General features: G+C 67.5%; 14 protein-coding genes. 10 read left to right on the plus strand and 4 right to left on the minus strand.

Annotation, left to right across the window (positions count from 1 at the left end; all coding sequences use genetic code 11):
• Positions 1-226: 226 nt before the first annotated feature.
• The 9 genes from MYSTI_RS10290 (at position 227) to MYSTI_RS10330 (ending at position 12,209) form a co-directional block, all read left to right on the plus strand.
• Positions 227-997, plus strand: a complete 771-nt coding sequence (locus MYSTI_RS10290; protein WP_015347684.1) for an alpha/beta fold hydrolase — start codon at positions 227-229, stop codon at positions 995-997.
• 140 nt (positions 998-1,137) lie between these two features.
• The gene (locus MYSTI_RS10295; protein ID WP_233278228.1) at positions 1,138-1,908 is read left to right on the plus strand and encodes a DNA/RNA non-specific endonuclease; all 771 of its coding nucleotides are present in this window, start codon (positions 1,138-1,140) and stop codon (positions 1,906-1,908) included.
• A gap of 492 nt (positions 1,909-2,400) precedes the next feature.
• Entirely contained in the window at positions 2,401-3,216 is an 816-nt protein-coding gene (locus tag MYSTI_RS40625; RefSeq protein WP_144370043.1) for a hypothetical protein, read from the plus strand.
• Between the two features lie 137 nt (positions 3,217-3,353).
• On the plus strand, positions 3,354-4,055 hold the full coding sequence (locus tag MYSTI_RS10305; RefSeq protein ID WP_015347687.1) for a response regulator: 702 nt from the start codon (positions 3,354-3,356) through the stop codon (positions 4,053-4,055).
• 133 nt (positions 4,056-4,188) lie between these two features.
• On the plus strand, positions 4,189-5,604 hold the full coding sequence (locus MYSTI_RS40630; protein ID WP_015347688.1) for an ATP-binding protein: 1,416 nt from the start codon (positions 4,189-4,191) through the stop codon (positions 5,602-5,604).
• Between the two features lie 77 nt (positions 5,605-5,681).
• Positions 5,682-7,460, plus strand: coding sequence for a serine hydrolase domain-containing protein (locus tag MYSTI_RS10315; protein ID WP_015347689.1), 1,779 nt, complete (start codon positions 5,682-5,684; stop codon positions 7,458-7,460).
• A 74-nt stretch (positions 7,461-7,534) separates the two neighbouring features.
• Positions 7,535-7,897, plus strand: coding sequence for a nuclear transport factor 2 family protein (locus MYSTI_RS10320; protein WP_015347690.1), 363 nt, complete (start codon positions 7,535-7,537; stop codon positions 7,895-7,897).
• 317 nt (positions 7,898-8,214) lie between these two features.
• Positions 8,215-11,040, plus strand: coding sequence for an endo-1,C4-beta-glucanase (locus MYSTI_RS44520; RefSeq protein ID WP_201768983.1), 2,826 nt, complete (start codon positions 8,215-8,217; stop codon positions 11,038-11,040).
• 185 nt (positions 11,041-11,225) lie between these two features.
• Complete coding sequence (locus MYSTI_RS10330; protein ID WP_144370045.1) at positions 11,226-12,209, plus strand: pyridoxamine 5'-phosphate oxidase family protein; 984 nt, start codon at positions 11,226-11,228, stop codon at positions 12,207-12,209.
• A 15-nt stretch (positions 12,210-12,224) separates the two neighbouring features.
• Here MYSTI_RS10330 and MYSTI_RS10335 read toward each other — a convergent pair whose 3' ends face one another.
• Complete coding sequence (locus MYSTI_RS10335; protein ID WP_015347693.1) at positions 12,225-12,635, minus strand: hypothetical protein; 411 nt, start codon at positions 12,633-12,635, stop codon at positions 12,225-12,227.
• Positions 12,636-12,760: 125 nt separating this feature from the next.
• Here MYSTI_RS10335 and MYSTI_RS10340 point away from each other — a divergent pair, with 125 nt between their 5' ends.
• A complete protein-coding gene (locus tag MYSTI_RS10340; protein WP_015347694.1) occupies positions 12,761-13,891 on the plus strand; it encodes an agmatine deiminase family protein in 1,131 nt (376 codons plus the stop codon).
• A 29-nt stretch (positions 13,892-13,920) separates the two neighbouring features.
• Here the strand turns inward: MYSTI_RS10340 and MYSTI_RS10345 are convergent, their stop codons facing one another.
• Genes MYSTI_RS10345 through mrdA form a run of 3 tightly spaced genes read right to left on the minus strand, consistent with a single transcriptional unit; the run spans position 13,921 to position 17,452 of the window.
• Positions 13,921-14,682 carry a hypothetical protein gene (locus MYSTI_RS10345; RefSeq protein ID WP_015347695.1) on the minus strand — a complete coding sequence of 254 codons (762 nt, stop codon included), beginning with the start codon at positions 14,680-14,682 and terminating at the stop codon, positions 13,921-13,923.
• A 10-nt stretch (positions 14,683-14,692) separates the two neighbouring features.
• Positions 14,693-15,460 carry an SIR2 family NAD-dependent protein deacylase gene (locus MYSTI_RS10350; protein WP_015347696.1) on the minus strand — a complete coding sequence of 256 codons (768 nt, stop codon included), beginning with the start codon at positions 15,458-15,460 and terminating at the stop codon, positions 14,693-14,695.
• Between the two features lie 48 nt (positions 15,461-15,508).
• Positions 15,509-17,452 (minus strand): penicillin-binding protein 2, encoded by a 1,944-nt coding sequence (gene mrdA, locus MYSTI_RS10355; protein WP_044283499.1) that lies wholly within the window; start codon positions 17,450-17,452, stop codon positions 15,509-15,511.
• Positions 17,453-17,513: the final 61 nt, after the last annotated feature.

Raw genomic sequence — 17,513 nt, forward strand, 5'->3', positions numbered from 1 at the left:
GGACCTGCCTGCACGGTCAGGGGCACCCACACGTCCAGCAACGGCATCGGTGGTTGTCTTTGCGATGTGAGGCTTTGAATCCTGCTCGCGTGCGTCACGGTGAATCTCTCATGCCGTGATGCCGCGAAGCAGTTTTGCAGAAAAGAACGAAGCTATCAACTGGCGGCTGTCTCCCGTACTCCCCTGCGTGGCCGGACTCCTCCGGCGCTCCTCGGGAGACAGCAAGATGAACGCGACAAGAGAGACCCACGTGGCCACGCTCGATGGCCTGCGGATGAGCTACACGTTGAGGGGGGAGGGGCCGTTGCTGGTGCTGCTCCATGGCTTCACGGGCGCGGGCGCGGACTGGGCCCATGTCTTCGACCTGGACGCGCTCGGTCGGGAGTACCGCCTGCTCATCCCTGACTTGCGAGGCCATGGCCGGAGCGACAATCCCTCGGAGGGCTTCACGATGCGCCAGTGCGCGGAGGATGTCCTCGCGCTCCTGGACGTGCTGGAGGTCCAGACGTGCCGCGCCATCGGGATGAGCCTGGGGGGAAACACCCTGCTGCATGCGGCGACGCGAGCGCCCGAGCGCATCGAGCGGATGGTGCTGGTCTCCAGCACGCCGTACTACCCGGCGCAGGCCCGCCGCATCATGGCGACGTTCACCGAGGAGTCCCGCTCCGAGGCGGAGTGGGCCGACATGCGCTCGAAGCACGTGGGTGGAGACGCGCAGATTCGAGCCCTCTGGCGGCACGGCCGGGGCTTCGCCGACAGCGTCGACGACATGAACTTCACGCCCCCGTTGCTGGGAACGGTGCGTGCGCGGACGCTGCTCGTCCAGGGTGACCAGGACCCGCTCTATCCCGTCGAGCTCTCCCTGGAGATGTACCGGGGCATTCCGGAGTCCCGCCTGTGGGTGGTGCCTGGAGGCGGCCATTGCCCCATCTTCGGGGCGCAGCGAGAGCCTTTCGCTCACGCGGCGCAGGCGTTCATCGCGGGAGGCAATGCCTGACCTGCCGGGTCGACAAACGGTGACAGGGACTGGCCGCTCCGGCCTGAGAGTTTGAAAGTGTCGTGTATTCCACGTTTTGCTATCTTTGGCCGCGCAGGTTGAAACAGCCGACCGAGGAAGGACTCACGAGAATGCGCGTCATGAACAAGCTTTCCGTTGCGGCGATGTTTGTCCTGTTGAGCAGTGGTTGTGGCGTCACGGACCCGGCGCCGGGCGGCGAAGGAGGCGCCAGTCAGTTGGAGCAGGACTTTGGCGGCCCGAGCGGCCTGATGGACTTCTTCCAGGGCCACACGCAGGAGGAGATCCAGGAGGCGCTGAAGCCATACGGCGTCGGATACGTCGTCCACGGGGGCGTCACCCAGGCCGCGATCAGCGACTGCCCCAAGTACTTCCCAGCGGGGGACCGGAGCGTCTGGCACAACTTCGATGGGGAGTATTACTTCATCGACAGCGCGGGCCGGCCGAACCGCGCCTACAAGGACCTGCCGCCCATCACCGCCGCGCCCCGGGTCTCCACGTGTCAGACGAACGTGGGGCAGTGGGGGGACGCGGAGAACCCGAGCAATGACTACGACGGGGGGCACCTCATCGGCTCGCAGCTGGGGGGCTGGGGTGGGCGGGCGAACCTGGTGCCGCAGGATGCCAACTTCAACCGGGGCAACTGGGTCGCCCTGGAGAATGCGATGGCGGACTGCGGGAGCCTGCCGAACGGCCGGATGCGCTACACCATCGGGGTAGGTTACCCGAACAGCACCACGCTCATCCCCAACACCATGACGATGGACATCCGCAACCAGTCCTCGGGCGCAAGCATCTCCCTGGCCTTCACGAACACGGACGGCGGCGGCGCGAACGGCCCGAGCGAGCGGGCCCGGGGCGTGAACTGGCTGGCGAGCCAGGGCTGCAACTGATTCGACGGCGAAGCTTTCGCCACTCACTCGATTGAAAAGGGGGGAGCCCGTTCTTCATGTTGGAATATTCCAAGCGGGCTCCCGCCTCCCTCTGGCATGCACCTGGAAATCCCAGAAAGATGGGATAGACGCGCCCTGTCGGTGAAAGCCATTCTGCGCTCCGCCGCACATCCCGGTGAGGCGCAAGGGAATGCCATCGCGGATGTGCGCTGATTCAACTCCAGTATCGGGGGTCTCATGCGCAATGTTGTTCGTGGACTGTTTGTCTCTGCGCTGTGCGCCGCACAGCTTGGTTGTGGTCAGGAAGACCTCTCTCAATCACAGATGGATGGCACCGCCGACACGGGGAGCATCGAATCCTCGTCCGCCGCGTTGGGGACCAACGACGTGGGTGTCCTTGCCCCTACGTCCGCCTGTCCGGGGCCCTACATCTGGATTCACATGGATGGTGAAGACACCCGCCATGCCTCCACTGCCACCGGATGGACGGGGGTGAGCAAGCAGAACGCAGATGGCAACCTCGTCTTCACCTTCTGCCGTGTAGACGGAAACCGGTTCAAGTCGCTGTCCGCCTACAGCAGCTCTGCCAGCAACTTCGCTGTCCTGAAGCTGGCAGACGCCTGCCCTGCTGGATCCGTGGACTTCGCTCGGGTCTTCGATAATGAGGACACTCGCAACCAGAACAGCAACTCCGGCCAGATCTCGCCCAACTCCCAGAACCCGTACTCCACCACCCTCCGGTTCTGCCTCTTCCGAGGTGGCGGTACGACGGCCACAAGCCTTCCCGCGCTTGGGTTTGAGTATGGTGTCTTCGCGCCTCCAGCCTTTGCCTTCGGCACTGCGTCTGGCGTCTTCTTCAGCGACGACGAGGACCGCAATACGGCCAATGAATATCATGCGCATTCGGACTGGATAGTTGCCGCCCAGGCCATCGTCACGCCGGGGGACAACACCACGATGTACGTGTCCCGCGGTGGCGGGGTCGTTTGTGGCGACGGAGTCTGTGGCGGCAACGCGGAGACTGAGTCGTCCTGCCCCGCGGACTGCACTCGGTGCGGCAACAACATCTGTGGCCCGAGGGAGAATGCCTCCACCTGTATCAATGACTGTGGCAGGTGCGGCGACGATTATTGTGCCGACAGAGAGAACGAAGTGACGTGCCCCGCGGACTGCTCGGTGTGTGGAGATGGCCGCTGCGGTCCGAAGGAGTGGCAGACCTGTCCCTTCGACTGCCGCCCCCAGTGCGACTTGAACTTCAGCAGCCCGGACGGACTCATCCCCACCTGCCCGGGTCCAGGCGGGAATTGAGCATTCCGGGTAACACCTCGAGGACGCTCACCGACGCGTGAGCGTCCTCCCTTGGAGGGGGAGGACCCGCGCCTGGGGGAGTGTCCCAGGCGCGGGGCTTCCTCTGATGGGCACATTGCTGGAAGCTGGCGCCCGTCATGGCGTCTGTTCCGTACATCCTCCTGGTGGAAGACGATGAGCGGCTGGCCCGGCTGGTCAGCTCCTTCCTGGAGGGGCAGGGCTTCCGCGTGCGGACCGTGGGCAATGGCCCGGACGCGCTCTCCTCCCTCCAGAGTGAGGCACCGGACTGCCTCGTCCTCGACATCCTCCTGCCAGGGATGGATGGCATCGAGGTGTGCCGCAGAGCGCGAGCCAGTTACTCCGGATGGATTCTCATGCTCACCGCGCTGGATGAGGACATCCACGAGGTGGTGGCGCTCGACACCGGCGCGGATGACTACGTCACCAAACCGGTGCGCCCCCAGGTGCTGCTGTCCCGGCTGCGAGCCCTCTTCCGGCGCACCTCGCGAGACACTCGGAAGTCCACGCAGGACGCCCGGTGGATTCCCTCCGTGGGGCTGCGCATCGACGGCGTCCTCCGCACCGTCAACCTCGCGGAGTCCCCCGTGCACCTCACGGATGCCGAGTTCGACCTGCTGTGGTTGCTCGCCAACCGTGCGCCCGAGGTGCTCAGCCGGGATGACCTGCTCTCCTCGCTGCGCGGCATCGAGCATGATGGCCTGGACCGCTCCATCGACATGCGCATCTCCAAGCTGCGTCGGAAGCTGGGCGACGAGCACCCACCGCATCGAATCATCAAGACGGTGCGGGGCCGGGGCTACTTCTGTACGCCGGAGTAGGGCGCCGCGCCCGAATCAACCCCATGACGTCGCCCGATGCCCATGACGCCGTCCCCGAAGTGCGAGACGACACCCTCGCTCTCGACGTGGCGACGTGGCCCCGAGGTGCGCGGGTGAAGGGAGTCATCGGCGGATGAATCGACACCTGCGCTCACTCCGCCCGCTGGGTGGACTCTTCTTCCGGATGTACGCGGGAATCCTCGTCGCCATCGTGCTCGCGGTCGCGCTGATGCTGGAGCTGTCCTCGCGTCGCATGCCTCCCCAGTCGCTCGACGCGGAGCACGCCGAGACCCATGCGGACTCGTCAGGCCGAGAGCTGGAGGGGCTCACGCAAGGGCTGCAGTGGCTCATCGAGAAGGAGCTCCTCGCCCAACCCCAGGAGCGATGGGCGGACGTCGTGGCGGGCTGGCGGCCGCACTTCGACTACCCCATCGAGCTACGCCCTCGAAGCGAGGTGCTGGCCATGAACCTCCCGGCACGGGTTCGCGAGCGGCTGACGGGGGCACTGCCCTCGGCGTGGCTGCACTCCTCCGGGGTCGCGGGGGACCGGGTGCTCCTGTTCCTCCCCCTGCGCGGCTCGGAGCAGCTCGTCGTGCAGTCACTGCGGCTGGGCCCTTCGCCCCAGCGGGTGGTGGAGTTCCTCGCGCTGGAGACGTCCGTGTTGCTCGTCGTGCTCGGGCTGGCGCTGCTCGCGCTCACCTGGCCGCTGTACCGGCACGTCACGCGACTGGCGGCCACAGCGCGCGCCTTCGGTCAGGGGGACTTCCAGGCCCGCGCGGAGGCTCGGGCTCCGGAACCCATCGGCCACATGGCGCGGACGTTCAATGACCTGGCGGAGCGCATCCAGCGCATGAGCCAGGAGCAGCAGGCCAGCTTGCAGGCCATCTCCCACGAGCTGCGCACCCCGCTCTCCCGGCTGCACTTCGCGCTGTACCTGGCCCGTGAGACGGCCGACGTGGAGTCGATGCGCACGCAGCTCGTGGACATGGAGAAGGACGTGGGCGAACTGGAGCAGCTCACCGAGGAGCTGCTCACGTACACCCGCCTGCACCATGATGCTCCGCCGCTGGAGTGGGAGCGCGTGGACCTGCCGGGGATGGTCACCGAGTTGTTCCGTCAGCTCTCCGTGTTCAGCCCGGACCTCCGACTGCGGCTCGAGGCCGAGGGGCTCGTGGACGCGGAGGGGTCGGCGCGCTACTTGCGACGGGCGATTGGCAACCTCATCCGGAATGCTCAGCGGTACGCCCGCTCGGAGCTGCAGGTCCGCGTGAGCCAGGACGCGGCCGGGTTCACGGTCTCCGTGGATGACGACGGGCCCGGAGTTCCTCCCGCTGAACGAGAGCGGCTCTTCCTCCCGTTCACCCGCCTGGACGACAGCCGCGACCGGAAGACAGGCGGCCACGGGCTGGGATTGGCCATCGTCCACCGGGTCATGCAGGCGCACCAGGGACACGCCCAGGTCACGCAGGCGCCACTCGGCGGCGCACGCGTCACGCTGTCCTGGCCCAGGTCTCCGGTGGGCGCGGTGACAAACGGTGACAATCGCTGACGCGACTCCCACGGCCCAGGAGGGGGCGCTTTGGAAGAAGTCCCCGTGAGCCCGAGACCTGGGCCACGGAGACCCTGATGAAGACCCATCCCCTTGTTCCACGCCGCTGCCTCCTGATGCTGCTGCTGGCCTGCACCGTCACCTCCGCCTGCGATGACGACCCTCCCGCGCGCACCCCGGACTACGCCGAGCTGAAGAAGCACGTCGAGAGGGAGCTCCTCCTCTCCATGAAGCAGGACGAGGTGAGGGGCGTGAGCCTCGCCCTGGTGGAGGGTGACGAGGTGGTCTGGTCCCAGGGCTTCGGCCTGGCTGACGCGGAGGCCGGCCTCCCGGCCACGGCCCAGACAGTCTATGGCCTGGGCTCGGTGGCCAAGGTGTTCACCGCGTCCGCCGTGATGCGACTCGTGGAGGAGAAGCGAGCGACGCTCGACCAGCCCATCGAGGAGGTCATCCCGGGCTTCAGCATGGAGGCCCGTTTCCCCAGCGCCCCCATCACCCTGCGCACGCTCCTCATGCACCACGCGGGCATCCCCGAGCAGGTGGGGGGCGCGTACTCGCCGCGAGCCCACACCCTCGAGGAGCGCGTGGCCTCGCTTCGCGGCGTACACCGCGTCTGGCCCGTGGGCTCCATCCACGCCTACAGCAACACGGGCTTCGTCATCGCCGGTCGCGCGGTGGAGACGGCCTCCGGGAGCGACTTCGACACCTTCCTGCGGCAACACGTCTTCGCCCCGCTTCGCATGGAGCACTCCGCGTTCCGCGTGACGCCAGACATCGGGCCGCGACTGGCCAAGGGCTACGGCGCCATGCCGCTGGAGCTGATGCCGCCGCACTGGCTGCGGAGTGAAGGGCCCGCGGGCGGCATGTACAGCTCCGCCGAGGACCTGGGCCGCTTCGTCCGCATGCTCCTCAACGAGGGCGAGCAGGTCCTTCGCCCCGAGTCCCTCCAGGAGTTGTGGCGCGAGCAGAACGCCGGCCATCCGCTCGACGTGGGGACGCGCAGCGGCATCACCTGGTACCTGCATGACCTGCCGCTGGAGGGCGGCGGCACCGTGCGCATGGTCGAGCACGACGGCAGCGACTTTCAGTTCAACGCCATCATCGCGCTCATCCCCGAACATCGGCTCGGCGTGGTCGTCCTGTCGAACACCTCGAGCGCGGGCAGCCTGGTCAACAGCCTCGCCAGGGACGTGCTCGCGCGGGCCTTGAAGGTGAAGACAGGCAAGGCCGTCGCGGCCGTGTCGGGCCTGCCCACGGTCCAGCCCGAGGCCCCGTCCCCCGAGGTGCTCGGCCAATGGGAGGGGCTCTATGCGACGGACGTGGGCCCCATGGTCATCCAGGCACAAGGCGACACGCTGAAGGGCCTGGCCGGAGACACCGTGCTCGACCTGGTGCCGCACCAGCGCGGGTTCTTCAGGGCCATGCTCGGAGACAGCCCGCTGTGGCTCTCCTTCCAGAAGTCGGGGAGCGAGGCGCTGTTGCTCGGACACTCCGCGCGCCAGGGCGTGGGGCTCCTGGGGACACGCATCGACCCGGCCCCCATGCCCGAGTCCTGGCGCGCGCGGCTGGGGCCCTACGCGGTGGCTCCCGGGGCCGCGCGCGAGCTGCTCGACCAGGCCGTGCTGAGCGAGGTCGGCGGGCTGCTGGTCCTCACGTACACGGGCCCGCTGTACGGCGGTGCCCCGGTGACGGTGGTGCTGGACCCGATGACAGGAGACCTCGCCGCCGTGGCGGGCCGAGGCCGTCACCGGGGAGATGTGGTCCGCTTCGAGCAGACCTCGGAGGGAGCATGGCTCCATCTCAAGGGCGTTCGCCTGGCTCGAGTGCCGACCGCATCCGCGGGCCATGACTTGTGAGGTCATCGCTTTGCTTCCATGCCACGCGTTACAGGTGTCTTCGAAACGTCGTTCCCAACCCGAGGAGCACACCTGTGAATGCCATCGAGACCCTCGTCCAGCGTTACCTCGCCACCTTCAACGAGACGGATGAGGCCCGCCGGAACACGGCCCTCCGCGAGCTGTACACCGAGGACTGCACGTACACCGACCCGCTCGTCGCCGCCACGGGGACGGAGGCCATCAGCGGGTTCATCGGCGGCGTCCAGAAGCAGTTCCCTGGCGTCGTCTTCACGCTCGTCGGTCCCGTGGATGCGCACCATGACCAGGCCCGCTTCACCTGGCACGCGGGCATGCCCGGGGGCGACAAGCCGCTCGTGATTGGCTTCGACGTGGTGGTGCTGGCGAACGGCCGCATTCGCCAGGTGTTCGGCTTCCTCGACGCCGTCCCCGCTTGAGGCTCCTGCCTGGGCACTGGGGCCTTGGTCGAGCAGACACCCCTGAGGGTGGTTCCTCACCCTCGGGGAATCCCATGCATGACGTGACAGGCATTGTGCTGATGTAACAAGAGTGTTGACACGCTACCGTGACTCTGTCTGAATTTCACCTCGGGTGTGCGGCGTCAACACCGCGTCCTGAACAGGCACTCGCGGTCGCGCGCCGCCCCCGTCTTCGTACCGAGACACACGAGAGCCAGCGCCGGCGAGCGTCGCCGGGCGCGTTCCTCGGTCTCAATGAGCAGAGGGGGAGTTCAGCGATGGGTAGACGGAGCAGGATGCTGTTGTCATGCCTTGCCGTGATGGCCATGTCGGGGGTGGCCGCGGCGGATGTGGTGATTCTCAACCCAGGGGAGTTCAAGGGTCAGGTCTCGTTCGGTTCGCAGACCCTCAGCAAGTTCTACTTGCTGCTCTTCTCCTCGACCGGGCAGATGTCGTTCAAGGAGTTCACGTCCAGCCCCTACTCCATGACAGTGGAGAGCGGTCAGTCCTATCAGCACACGATGCGAGCCACGCTGGCGCAGTCGGGCGGCGCGCAGTCGTACCTCGAGGTGGAGCGGTACAGCCTCTTCCCGGTCGACAACCAGGTGGGCCCGACCACGGTGGACTACGTCTACCCGTCCATGGCCAACATCAACGCCTCCGTCACCGTGACGGGCGGCACGCTCTCGAGTATCGAAGTCACCGCGACCGCGAGCACGCCGACCGAGAGCTTGAAGGCGTGGGCGACCCGGTACCCGAGCCCCACGCCGGCCACCACGGCTTCGGCCACGATGTCGATGGTGGCCCTGGGCCAGGTCACCGTGACGGGCAAGGCCTCCGTGGTCACCGCCAATGGCACCGTGGTGCAGCGGGCGCTGGCCGCGCAGGTCGTCAACCTGCTCACGGGGCCGGCGAACGTGAGCTGGACGGAGAACCTCCCGGTCCCCGGGCACCTCGTCGGGACCGTGAGCATCGCGCCCACCGCTCCCGTCAGCTTCCACCAGGTCTGCTTCCGGGGCGTCGCTGGCACGGCGACGGCGCTCGTCCTCGGCGAGCGGCAGGTGTCCGCTGGCGGCACCTACGACCTCGAGCTGATGCCGGGGCAGTACGACGTCTATGCGCGCACCGCCATCCAATCCGAGGGCCAGTACTCGGAGACGAAGGCCTATCGCGTCACCATCACCTCCGGGGCAACGCTCACCCAGAACTTCGCGGAGGCCGTGGGCACCGCGCAGGCCCCCTTGCTCGTGACGGGCATGTACTCCAATGCGGACCTCGCGGACGCGGAGCTGCTCCTCAAGCGGCAGGACTCCGCTTTCGTGACGGAGGCCCTCGACGGAACCCTGACGAACGGCCGGTTCGACTTCACGCTCCCTCAGGGGACCTGGAGGAAGGGCAAGGTCTGGCTGAACTTCGACAACCAAACCAACCCCGCGGCGCCGCCCTACGCGACCGTGGTCCGCGTGTACGAGGCGGGCGGCACTCCTCCGCTCTCGGTGCCCGCGAACAGCACCGTGAGCTTTGGCACGGAGACGCTGAAGCTCGTCAAGACCACGCTCTACTTCGACGTGCGTGAGGCGAACCCCACGGACCCGGAGATTCCCCTCCAGGGGGCTTTCGCCACCTTGCGACGGACTCACTTCGACGGAACCCCCGGGCGGTATTGGGAGTCGGAGGCCACCGCGGCGGGCGGTGATGTCAGCAGGACGCTGGCCCCGGTGACGGTCATCTCGGAGCCGGGGACCTACACCCTGACCGCGGGAGCCACCATCAATGGGTCCTACTCGGAGTTCAGGGGCGGGACCATGACGGTCGCGGAGCCGACGACGACGCCCGCGGGCTCGAACGTGTCCATCACCCCCATCGACAAACAGGACCTCAAGGTGGAGGTGACCTTCCCCACGGTGACGACGGGAGGCCTCACCACGGTGGCCGAGCTGCCGATGGGGCCCGAGACGCCTCATGGGCTGAAGTCGTTCTGCACCGATGGCGCGAGCGCGGAGGGCGTCGACTGTTCTCCGCTCTTCTATGACATCGACACCACCGCGCAGTTCACCGAGGCGACGGTGTGTGTCCGCAGGAAGTTCCTGGGCGCCAACGCGCTGTCGTTCTTCTTGCGGCTCTACCACTTCAACAAGAACACGCCTCCGAATGGCGCGTGGGAGGAGCTGCCCGCCCCCGTGGGGAAGCCGCAGGCGTTCGATTGCAGCGAGGACCCGACGGAGTGTGGCTGCGTCGATGAGGTGGCCTGCGGAATCGACAACACGGTGGACCCGCCGGTGAGTGTCATCCAGGTCTGCGGCGTCACCACCAGCTTCTCGCCCTTCGCCATCCTGGAGAAGGGGCTGGTCTTCACCAACACCGTGGGCGGCGTGGAGTACCAGGGGCCGACGGGGCCGCTGGCGCCGCGGACGTGGACGGTGCCGAAGACGGGCGAGTACCGCATCACGGCCACGGGCGCGAGTGGCGCGAGCGCGGTGGCCGGACTCGCGGGTGGGTGCGGCGCCAAGGTCTCTGGGGTGTTCACGCTCCAGGAGAACGACACGCTGCAGTTGCTCGTGGGCCAGAAGGGGACCGCGACGACGTACAGCGCGGGCGGCGGCGGTGGCTCCTTCGTGGTGAAGAGTGGCAGCCCGCTGCTCATCGCGGGAGGGGGCGGTGGCCTGCGCGCGGGAGCACTGGTTCCGGGGCGCAGTGGGAGTGTGAGCACGTCGGGCTCGGCGGGTTCGACGCATGCCAGCTACCTGTCCGGGTTCATCGCGGGCGGGACGGCGGGCTTGGGTGGCGCGCGCGGCGCGGCGTATGGCTCGGGAGGGGGTGGCTGGTCCGGCAATGGTGCTTCGGATGGGACCTACGGCGAGGGCGGCTTCGCCTTCCTGTCGGGAGGAAAGGGTGGCGCTGGAAAGGCGTGCGGCGGTCTGGCGCATGGCGGCTACGGCGGTGGCGGCGCGGGGAATGGCTGCTACGGCGGTGGTGGCGGCGGGGGGTACTCGGGCGGCGGTGGCGGCCGGGTCGGCGGAGGCGGTGGCTCGTGGAATGTCGGCACGCGGCCTGAGTCCTCCGAAGGCGCGTGTACGCAGAGCGGACACGGGGTCATCACCATCGAAGCCGCGCATCGGTGAGGTGCAGTGGCGCGTTCGCGGTGAGCAGGGCTTCTCCCAGGCGGGATTGTGAAGTTGCAAATCAATCTCACTTGGGTAGACTTCCTGTCAGATGGAGGAGGAGGGTGGAGACGGGCCGTGGGAGGCTCCGTGCCACGCTTCGGCCAATGTCACGAATCCAGTCCGTCGAGGCTCTGGAGGGCGTGGTGGGCTCACGTCCCCTGGGCGTGATGCTGAAGTCGTTGGATGCGTTGGACTCGCACTGCGTCCAGTTGTTGGCGTGCTCGTCGTTCGCGGTGCTGGGCTACGTCGATGTGGACGGGCTGGCGCGGATGACGGCGGCGGGCGGTCCGCTGGGCTTCGCGCGGGTCGTGGACGCGACGCACCTGGAGCTCCGGCTCCCCGAGCCCATCGCGCTCAACCCCACCGTGGGCTGCGGCCTGCTGTTCTTCATCCCGGGGCTGGGTGAGACGCTGCGGGTGAACGGGCACGCGACGTTGGATGGGCACACGCTGCGGGTGACGGTGGAGGAGGCGTTCGTGCACTGCGCGAAGGCCATCATCCGCTCGGGCCTGTGGAAGCCGCCGGTGGCTTCGGCCTCGGCGGAGGCGGGGGCCTGGAGCGGGGACGCGGAGGTCCAGCGGTGGTTGTCGCGGACGCCGTTCGTGGTGGTCGCGTCCTGGGACTCTCAAGGGAACGCGGACGTGAGTCCGAAGGGAGACCCGGGTGGGTTCCTGCGGCTCGCGGGGACGCGGGTCGCGGTGCCGGACCGTCCGGGGAATCGGCGGACGGACACGTTCCACAATGTCCTCGAGCAGCCTCGGGTGGCGCTGCTGGGGCTCATCCCGGGCGAGGTGGGGCTCGTGGAGGTCTCCGGTGTCGGGTCGCTCTCCACGGAGGGCGCACTGCTGGAGTCGATGGCGGTGGAGGGGAAGGTGCCGAAGATGGCGCTGCTGCTGGAGTCTCATGCGGCGCGACTCCAGTCCGGGCAGGCCATCGTGGACGCGGGGTTGTGGGAGGCGTCCAGGCACGTGCCGGCGAGCCAACTGCCGAAGATGGCGGATGTGTTCATCGACCACGTGCGGCGCAGTCCGCAGAAGGGCGTGGCCGTGGCGACCCTGCGAGCCCTGGCCTCCAAGCGCATGATGAGCTGGGCGCTGGAGCACGACTACAAGAAGAACCTCTATTGAGAAGCGGCGACCCGCTCACGCGGGGATGTTGAATTCAGGGCAGGGCGCATAGACGGTCACATCGATGTTCGCGCGCAGCTGGGTGATGAGTCTCAAGGTGTCAGGCGCGAGGGCCCAGCTCCGAGAGTGGGTCTCGACACCCGCGCTGATTCCGATGCTGAACGTCCGCCGCGTGCATTCATCCCAGCGCTGACGAGCCTCGGAGGGAAGGGCTTCGATGACCGCGCAGAGGTCCCGAATCGCCGTATCGGGGTCTGGTGGTTGGTCGAGAAGCTCGAAGGAGGCCTTGGTGCTCGTGTGATGGAGCACGCTGGCTCGACTCTCGAACGCCTTCACCAGCTCGACGATGTCCTGTCCTTCGATGTCGAGGTCGACGTTGAGGAAGTAGGTGACTGATTTTCTATCGGGAGGGGCGGGGGAGTTCATCGGGGCCTCATGCGCCTGCTCAAGTCGTCTGCCCGAGCCTGCCGGGATTGTGTCTCGCTGCCTAGCTTCCTGGGCGGGCTGAGTCCGCACGGCGCTTGCGCCGTCTCCGTGAGAAGGGGGCGCTGATGCGTGGACGACACATGCTGGGGGCAGGGGTTGTCGTGATGCTGGTCCTGGCCGCGGGATGCAGCAGCCAGCCATCGAGCCCCCAGAGGGAAGAGCAAGAGGTCGCCGCGATGTACACGCTGCCGGACCCACTGGGCCCACACGAGGGCACCTGGCTTGCCTGGCCCCACCATTACGAGTACGGAAAAGACTATCGGGATGGACTCGACCCGACGTGGGTGGCCATGACGCGGGCCCTCGTGGACAGTGAGAACGTCCACGTGCTCGCCTACAACGAGCAGGAAGTGAGCCGCATCCGTGCGCTCCTGACCGAACAAGGGGTGCCCCTCGACCGGGTCGACTTCACGGTCCACGCCTTCGAGGATGTGTGGATTCGGGACTTCGGCCCCATCTACGTGCGGGACTCCTCCGGCGCGCTGGTCATCGAGGGTTGGGGCTTCAATGGCTGGGGCGAGAAGGAGAACTTCGTCCTCAGCGCCGAGGTCCCCAAGGCGATTGCCAACAAGCAGTCGCTGCCCTTCGTCGACTTGCAGCAAGACATCGTCAACGAGGGCGGGTCCGTCGAGATTGACGCGACGGGCACCCTCATGGCGACCCGGAGCTCGACGCTGAATCCGAACCGGAACCCGGAGATGACGCAGGCGCAGATGGAGGGCTACTTCCGGAAGTACCTCGGCGTGACTCGCTTCATCTGGCTGGACGGCGTCGCCGGCCTGGACATCACGGACATGCACATCGACGGGTTCGCCGTCTTCGCCCACGACAACACCCTCGTCACGATGAGCGACGACGACCTCTCCGAGTGGGGCGTGCCGGACCAGGACATCGACACCCTCCATGCCGCGAAGAACGCCGAGGGCCAGCCGTACACGCTCGTGACGCTGCCGCTCACCGCGAAGAACGTGACGACGACGTGGGGGAAGCAGCTCGGGTACAAGGGCTCCTACGCGAACTACTACGTCGCCAACTCCGTGGTGCTGGTGCCGAACTACGCCGACGCGAATGACAGCGCCGCCAACGCCATCATCCAGAAGCTGTTCCCCGAGAAGAAGGTCGTCGGCATCGACGTCCGGAACCTCTATGCCGAGGGCGGCATGGTGCACTGCGTGACGCAGCAGCAGCCTCGGTAGGTCCTCTCGCGATGACGGGACAGGCTTCGTCAGGGCTGCTGCGCCGAAGTCTGTTCCGTCGTCGCCGCTTCGGACGACGCGCTCTGCTTCGCGGGCTCACCCAGGTCCAGGGAGATGCCGCCGAACAGCCCGTTCACGCCACCCACTCGCGCGAACTTGACGAAGGGGCCCATCGACACGAGCTCGCCGAGGGACAGCTGGAGTCCCAGCGCCGTATCCACGCCGAAGCCATTGGGGCTGAGGTTGACGTTGAAGTCGTACCAGACGTTGCGCAGGGTGCTGTCGCCGTGCGGGTTCTCGAAGAACTTGAGCCGTGCGCCCAGGCCACCGCCCCAGCCCCAGCCCTTGTCCAGGAGGCTGTCATCCGAGAACCGGTTGCCGAAGAGCTCCACCTGGATGGAGAGGGGTGAGTCCCCCACCGTGTCATCTCCCAGGCCGGTGGCGCCCAGGCTCATGATCCACGTCACCATCTTGGCCACCATCAGCATCCGCTGGGTGAGCAAGGGGAAGTCCACCTTCAGCGCGAGGCCGAAGCCCGTCCGCGAGCCAGGCCCCTCCGCGCCCAGGTACGCACCGGCCGCGGGCTCCAGGTGCAGATGCACCTCCGAGGCCCAGGACGTCTCCTCGCCCGAGGACACCGAGGTGATGGGCTCCAAGTCGAGCGTGATTCCTCCTGACTGCGCCCGCGCCGAGCCCGCCATGATGCCGAGACACAGCAGCGCGATTCGGCTCAGGTTCAGGGTGACGCTCGACGAGAAGAGACGACGCACGGGCCAGGAGGCGTTTCCCATGAACCCGACTCTAGCTGTTTAACAAGAATGGCAGGAGTTCCTCGGCGCGCCCCAAGACCTCCTGGTCGAAGTCGGGATGCCGAGGCTGCATGGGCGTGAGGTTGAGCAGCAGCGTCCACGCCCCCGCGTACTTCGCGCCGCGGACGAAGCTGGACGCGGGCGCCACCGTCCCCGACGTGCCCACCGCGAGGAAGAGGTCGCACTCTCGAAGCGCGCGCTTCGCGGCCCACTCCGCGTCCACCGGGAGTGGCTCGTTGAAGAGGGTGACGTCCGGCCGAAGCGGCTGTCCGCATCGAACACACACAGGCGCCTGGATGTGCTCCTGGAGGTCTTCAAAGGGAGTCGTCCCACAATCGGGATTGACGCAGCGGGTGTGCAGCAGCGAGCCATGAAGCTCGACGACCTCCCGGCTGCCTGCGCGCGTGTGCAGTCCATCCACGTTCTGCGTCACCAGCGTGAAGGACCGCCCCGGAGGCAGCCGTGCCTGCCACTGCGCCAGCGCGACATGTGCCGCATTGGGCGTCGCGGCTTGGAGGGGACCGCGCAGTGGACCGAACAGGCTCCACACCCGTGATGGGTCTCTCTCCATCATGGCCGCGTCGGGGACCTCCTCCGCCTCCGGACGGGTCCACAGTCCCCCCGGGCCTCGGTAGGTCGGAAGCCCCGACGCGACGGAGATGCCCGCGCCCGTGAGGACCACGATGTTCCGCCAATCGGTGGCTCCGAGCCTGTCACGCAGCCGCCGCAGCTCGTCGTCACCCGTCAGGGAATCCATCATGCGACGAGCCTAGATGAAACGGCCGCGCCACACGAAGGCGCCCCGGCTTCAGTTGGCCGCGCGCTTCTTCGCGGGCAGGGTCCGGACGTAGGGCGCGTTCACCAGCGGCGGCGGCGCCTCCGCGTCCTGCTTCTTCAGCTCGAAGTACTTCGCGATGACCTCGAGCCCCGTCGGCGCCGCATCCGAGGAGCCACCGCCGCCATGCTCGTTGAGGATGACGACGGCAATCTCCGGCTTGTCCGCGGGCGCGAAGCCCGCGAACCAGGCGTGATGGCGCATGTAGTAGTCCATCTGGTGGGTCCGCAGTCGCACCGCGCCGATGCGCGCCACCTGCGCCGTGCCCGTCTTCCCGGCGACGACGACATCCTTCAGGCGCAGCGCGAAGGCCGTTCCGCCGCCCTCGTTCACCGTGGCGACCAGCCCTTCCTTGACGGCCTTCAGGTGGGCCTCGGGGATGTCCACCTTGCGAACCACCTCCGGCTCCGACTCCGTGACGACCCGTCCGGCCGCATCCTCCACGCGGGCCACGAGCTGCGGCTTGTAGAGCGTGCCGCCGTTGGCGATGGCGGAGTACATCAGTGCCATCTGCATCACGGTGACGGCATCGTCGCCCTGGCCGATGGAGCTGTTGAGCGCGGCCCCCTTGAAGTAGCCGCCCGGGGTGACCCGGTCGTGGTAGCTGCTGGTGGGCATCACCCCGGGGACCTCGGCCATGACGCCGATGCCGGTGGGGTGACCCAGTCCCAGCAGGCGCCCCATCTCGGAGATGGGGTCGAGGCCCAGCACGTCCGCGACCCTGTAGTACCAGACGTCGCAGGAGGACATCAGCGCCTCCTTGCCATCTCGGGGCCCATGGCCCGCGTCCCGATGGCACCGCCACACGCGTGTCCCCAGCCGGTAACCCCCTGGGCAGTTGATGACGGTGTGAGGGCTGAACTGCCCGGACTTGAAGGCGGCCAGCGCGGTGACGACCTTGAAGATGGACCCCGGCGCGTAGTGCTCCGCCGCGACGCGGTTGAGCATCGGCTGGAGCGGGTCTCGCGCGAGCGCGCCCATCTGCTCCGGAGTGATTCGGCCCGTCAGGAGGTTCGGGTCGAAGCCCGGCCGGGACACGAGCGCGCGGATGAAGCCGGTGGTCACGTCGATGACCACCACGGCGCCGGCGATGCCCGGGAAGATGTGCTCGATGGCCTCCTGGAGCCGCATGTCCAGGGAGAGGATGATGTTGTGGCCAGCGACGGGCGGTCGCGTCGTGTCCGTCGTCAGCAGGCCGTTGAACGCCTCCAGCGTCTGGCCGCGCGCGTCGACCACTTCCTGGCGCACGCCATCCGTTCCCCGGAGCTGGGATTCGAAGTACCGCTCCAGGCCCCGACGTCCGACGTAGTCACCGCGGGAGTAGCTGGCGCCATCCGCGTTGAACCGCTCCAACTCCTCCTGCGTGATTTCGTTCATGTAGCCAATCACGTGGCTGAGCAGGCTTCCCGTCCGGTAGTTGCGGTGCGGGACGGGGACGATGTCCACGCCGTCCAGCTCGCTGCGTCTCGCATTGAGCCGGTCGTACTCGTCGCGCGTCAGGTCGACGAGGATGGGCACCGGTTGGAAGGGGCCATTGCGCCGGCCGACTCGCGCCTGGGTCTCCAATCGCTGGCGCTGGGTCTCGTCCATCCGCAGGAGCTCGGCGAGCTTGGGAATCACCTTCTCCGCGCAGGCCTGACAGAAGGCTGGCGTCAGGAAGGCGTCGAAGGAGGGGCGGCTGTCGACGAGGATGGTGCCTCGGACGTCCTTGATGACGCCTCGGTCCGCGCGCAGGCGCACCTCCTTGACGAAGTTCGCCACGCTCTTCGCCGCGTACTCCTCCGCCTGCGCGATCTGCAGGCGGTAGAGCTGGAGGGCCAACAGCGCCATGCCGGAGACCATCGCGATACCCAACCAGAGGAATCGCTTCCGGAAGTCCCTTCCTGGCGTGTCTGCGACGAGCGTTCGAGGAGCCACCGCGGCCACCCTCCAGGGTTTGCCCCGAGGCGTCAAGCGGCGGAATAATCCAGTGAGACCG

The organism is Myxococcus stipitatus DSM 14675, from assembly GCF_000331735.1.
Classification (GTDB): Bacteria; Myxococcota; Myxococcia; order Myxococcales; family Myxococcaceae; genus Myxococcus; species Myxococcus stipitatus.

What these genes read in the sequence shown, in the direction of transcription:
- MYSTI_RS10290 (WP_015347684.1), top strand. Translation starts at nt 227, where the DNA reads ATGAACGCGACAAGAGAGACCCACGTGGCCACGCTCGATGGCCTGCGG.
- MYSTI_RS10295 (WP_233278228.1), top strand. Translation starts at nt 1,138, where the DNA reads ATGAACAAGCTTTCCGTTGCGGCGATGTTTGTCCTGTTGAGCAGTGGT.
- MYSTI_RS10305 (WP_015347687.1), top strand. Translation starts at nt 3,354, where the DNA reads ATGGCGTCTGTTCCGTACATCCTCCTGGTGGAAGACGATGAGCGGCTG.
- MYSTI_RS40630 (WP_015347688.1), top strand. Translation starts at nt 4,189, where the DNA reads ATGAATCGACACCTGCGCTCACTCCGCCCGCTGGGTGGACTCTTCTTC.
- MYSTI_RS10315 (WP_015347689.1), top strand. Translation starts at nt 5,682, where the DNA reads ATGAAGACCCATCCCCTTGTTCCACGCCGCTGCCTCCTGATGCTGCTG.
- MYSTI_RS44520 (WP_201768983.1), top strand. Translation starts at nt 8,215, where the DNA reads ATGCTGTTGTCATGCCTTGCCGTGATGGCCATGTCGGGGGTGGCCGCG.
- MYSTI_RS10335 (WP_015347693.1), bottom strand. Translation starts at nt 12,635, where the DNA reads ATGAACTCCCCCGCCCCTCCCGATAGAAAATCAGTCACCTACTTCCTC.
- MYSTI_RS10340 (WP_015347694.1), top strand. Translation starts at nt 12,761, where the DNA reads ATGCGTGGACGACACATGCTGGGGGCAGGGGTTGTCGTGATGCTGGTC.
- MYSTI_RS10345 (WP_015347695.1), bottom strand. Translation starts at nt 14,682, where the DNA reads ATGGGAAACGCCTCCTGGCCCGTGCGTCGTCTCTTCTCGTCGAGCGTC.
- MYSTI_RS10350 (WP_015347696.1), bottom strand. Translation starts at nt 15,460, where the DNA reads ATGATGGATTCCCTGACGGGTGACGACGAGCTGCGGCGGCTGCGTGAC.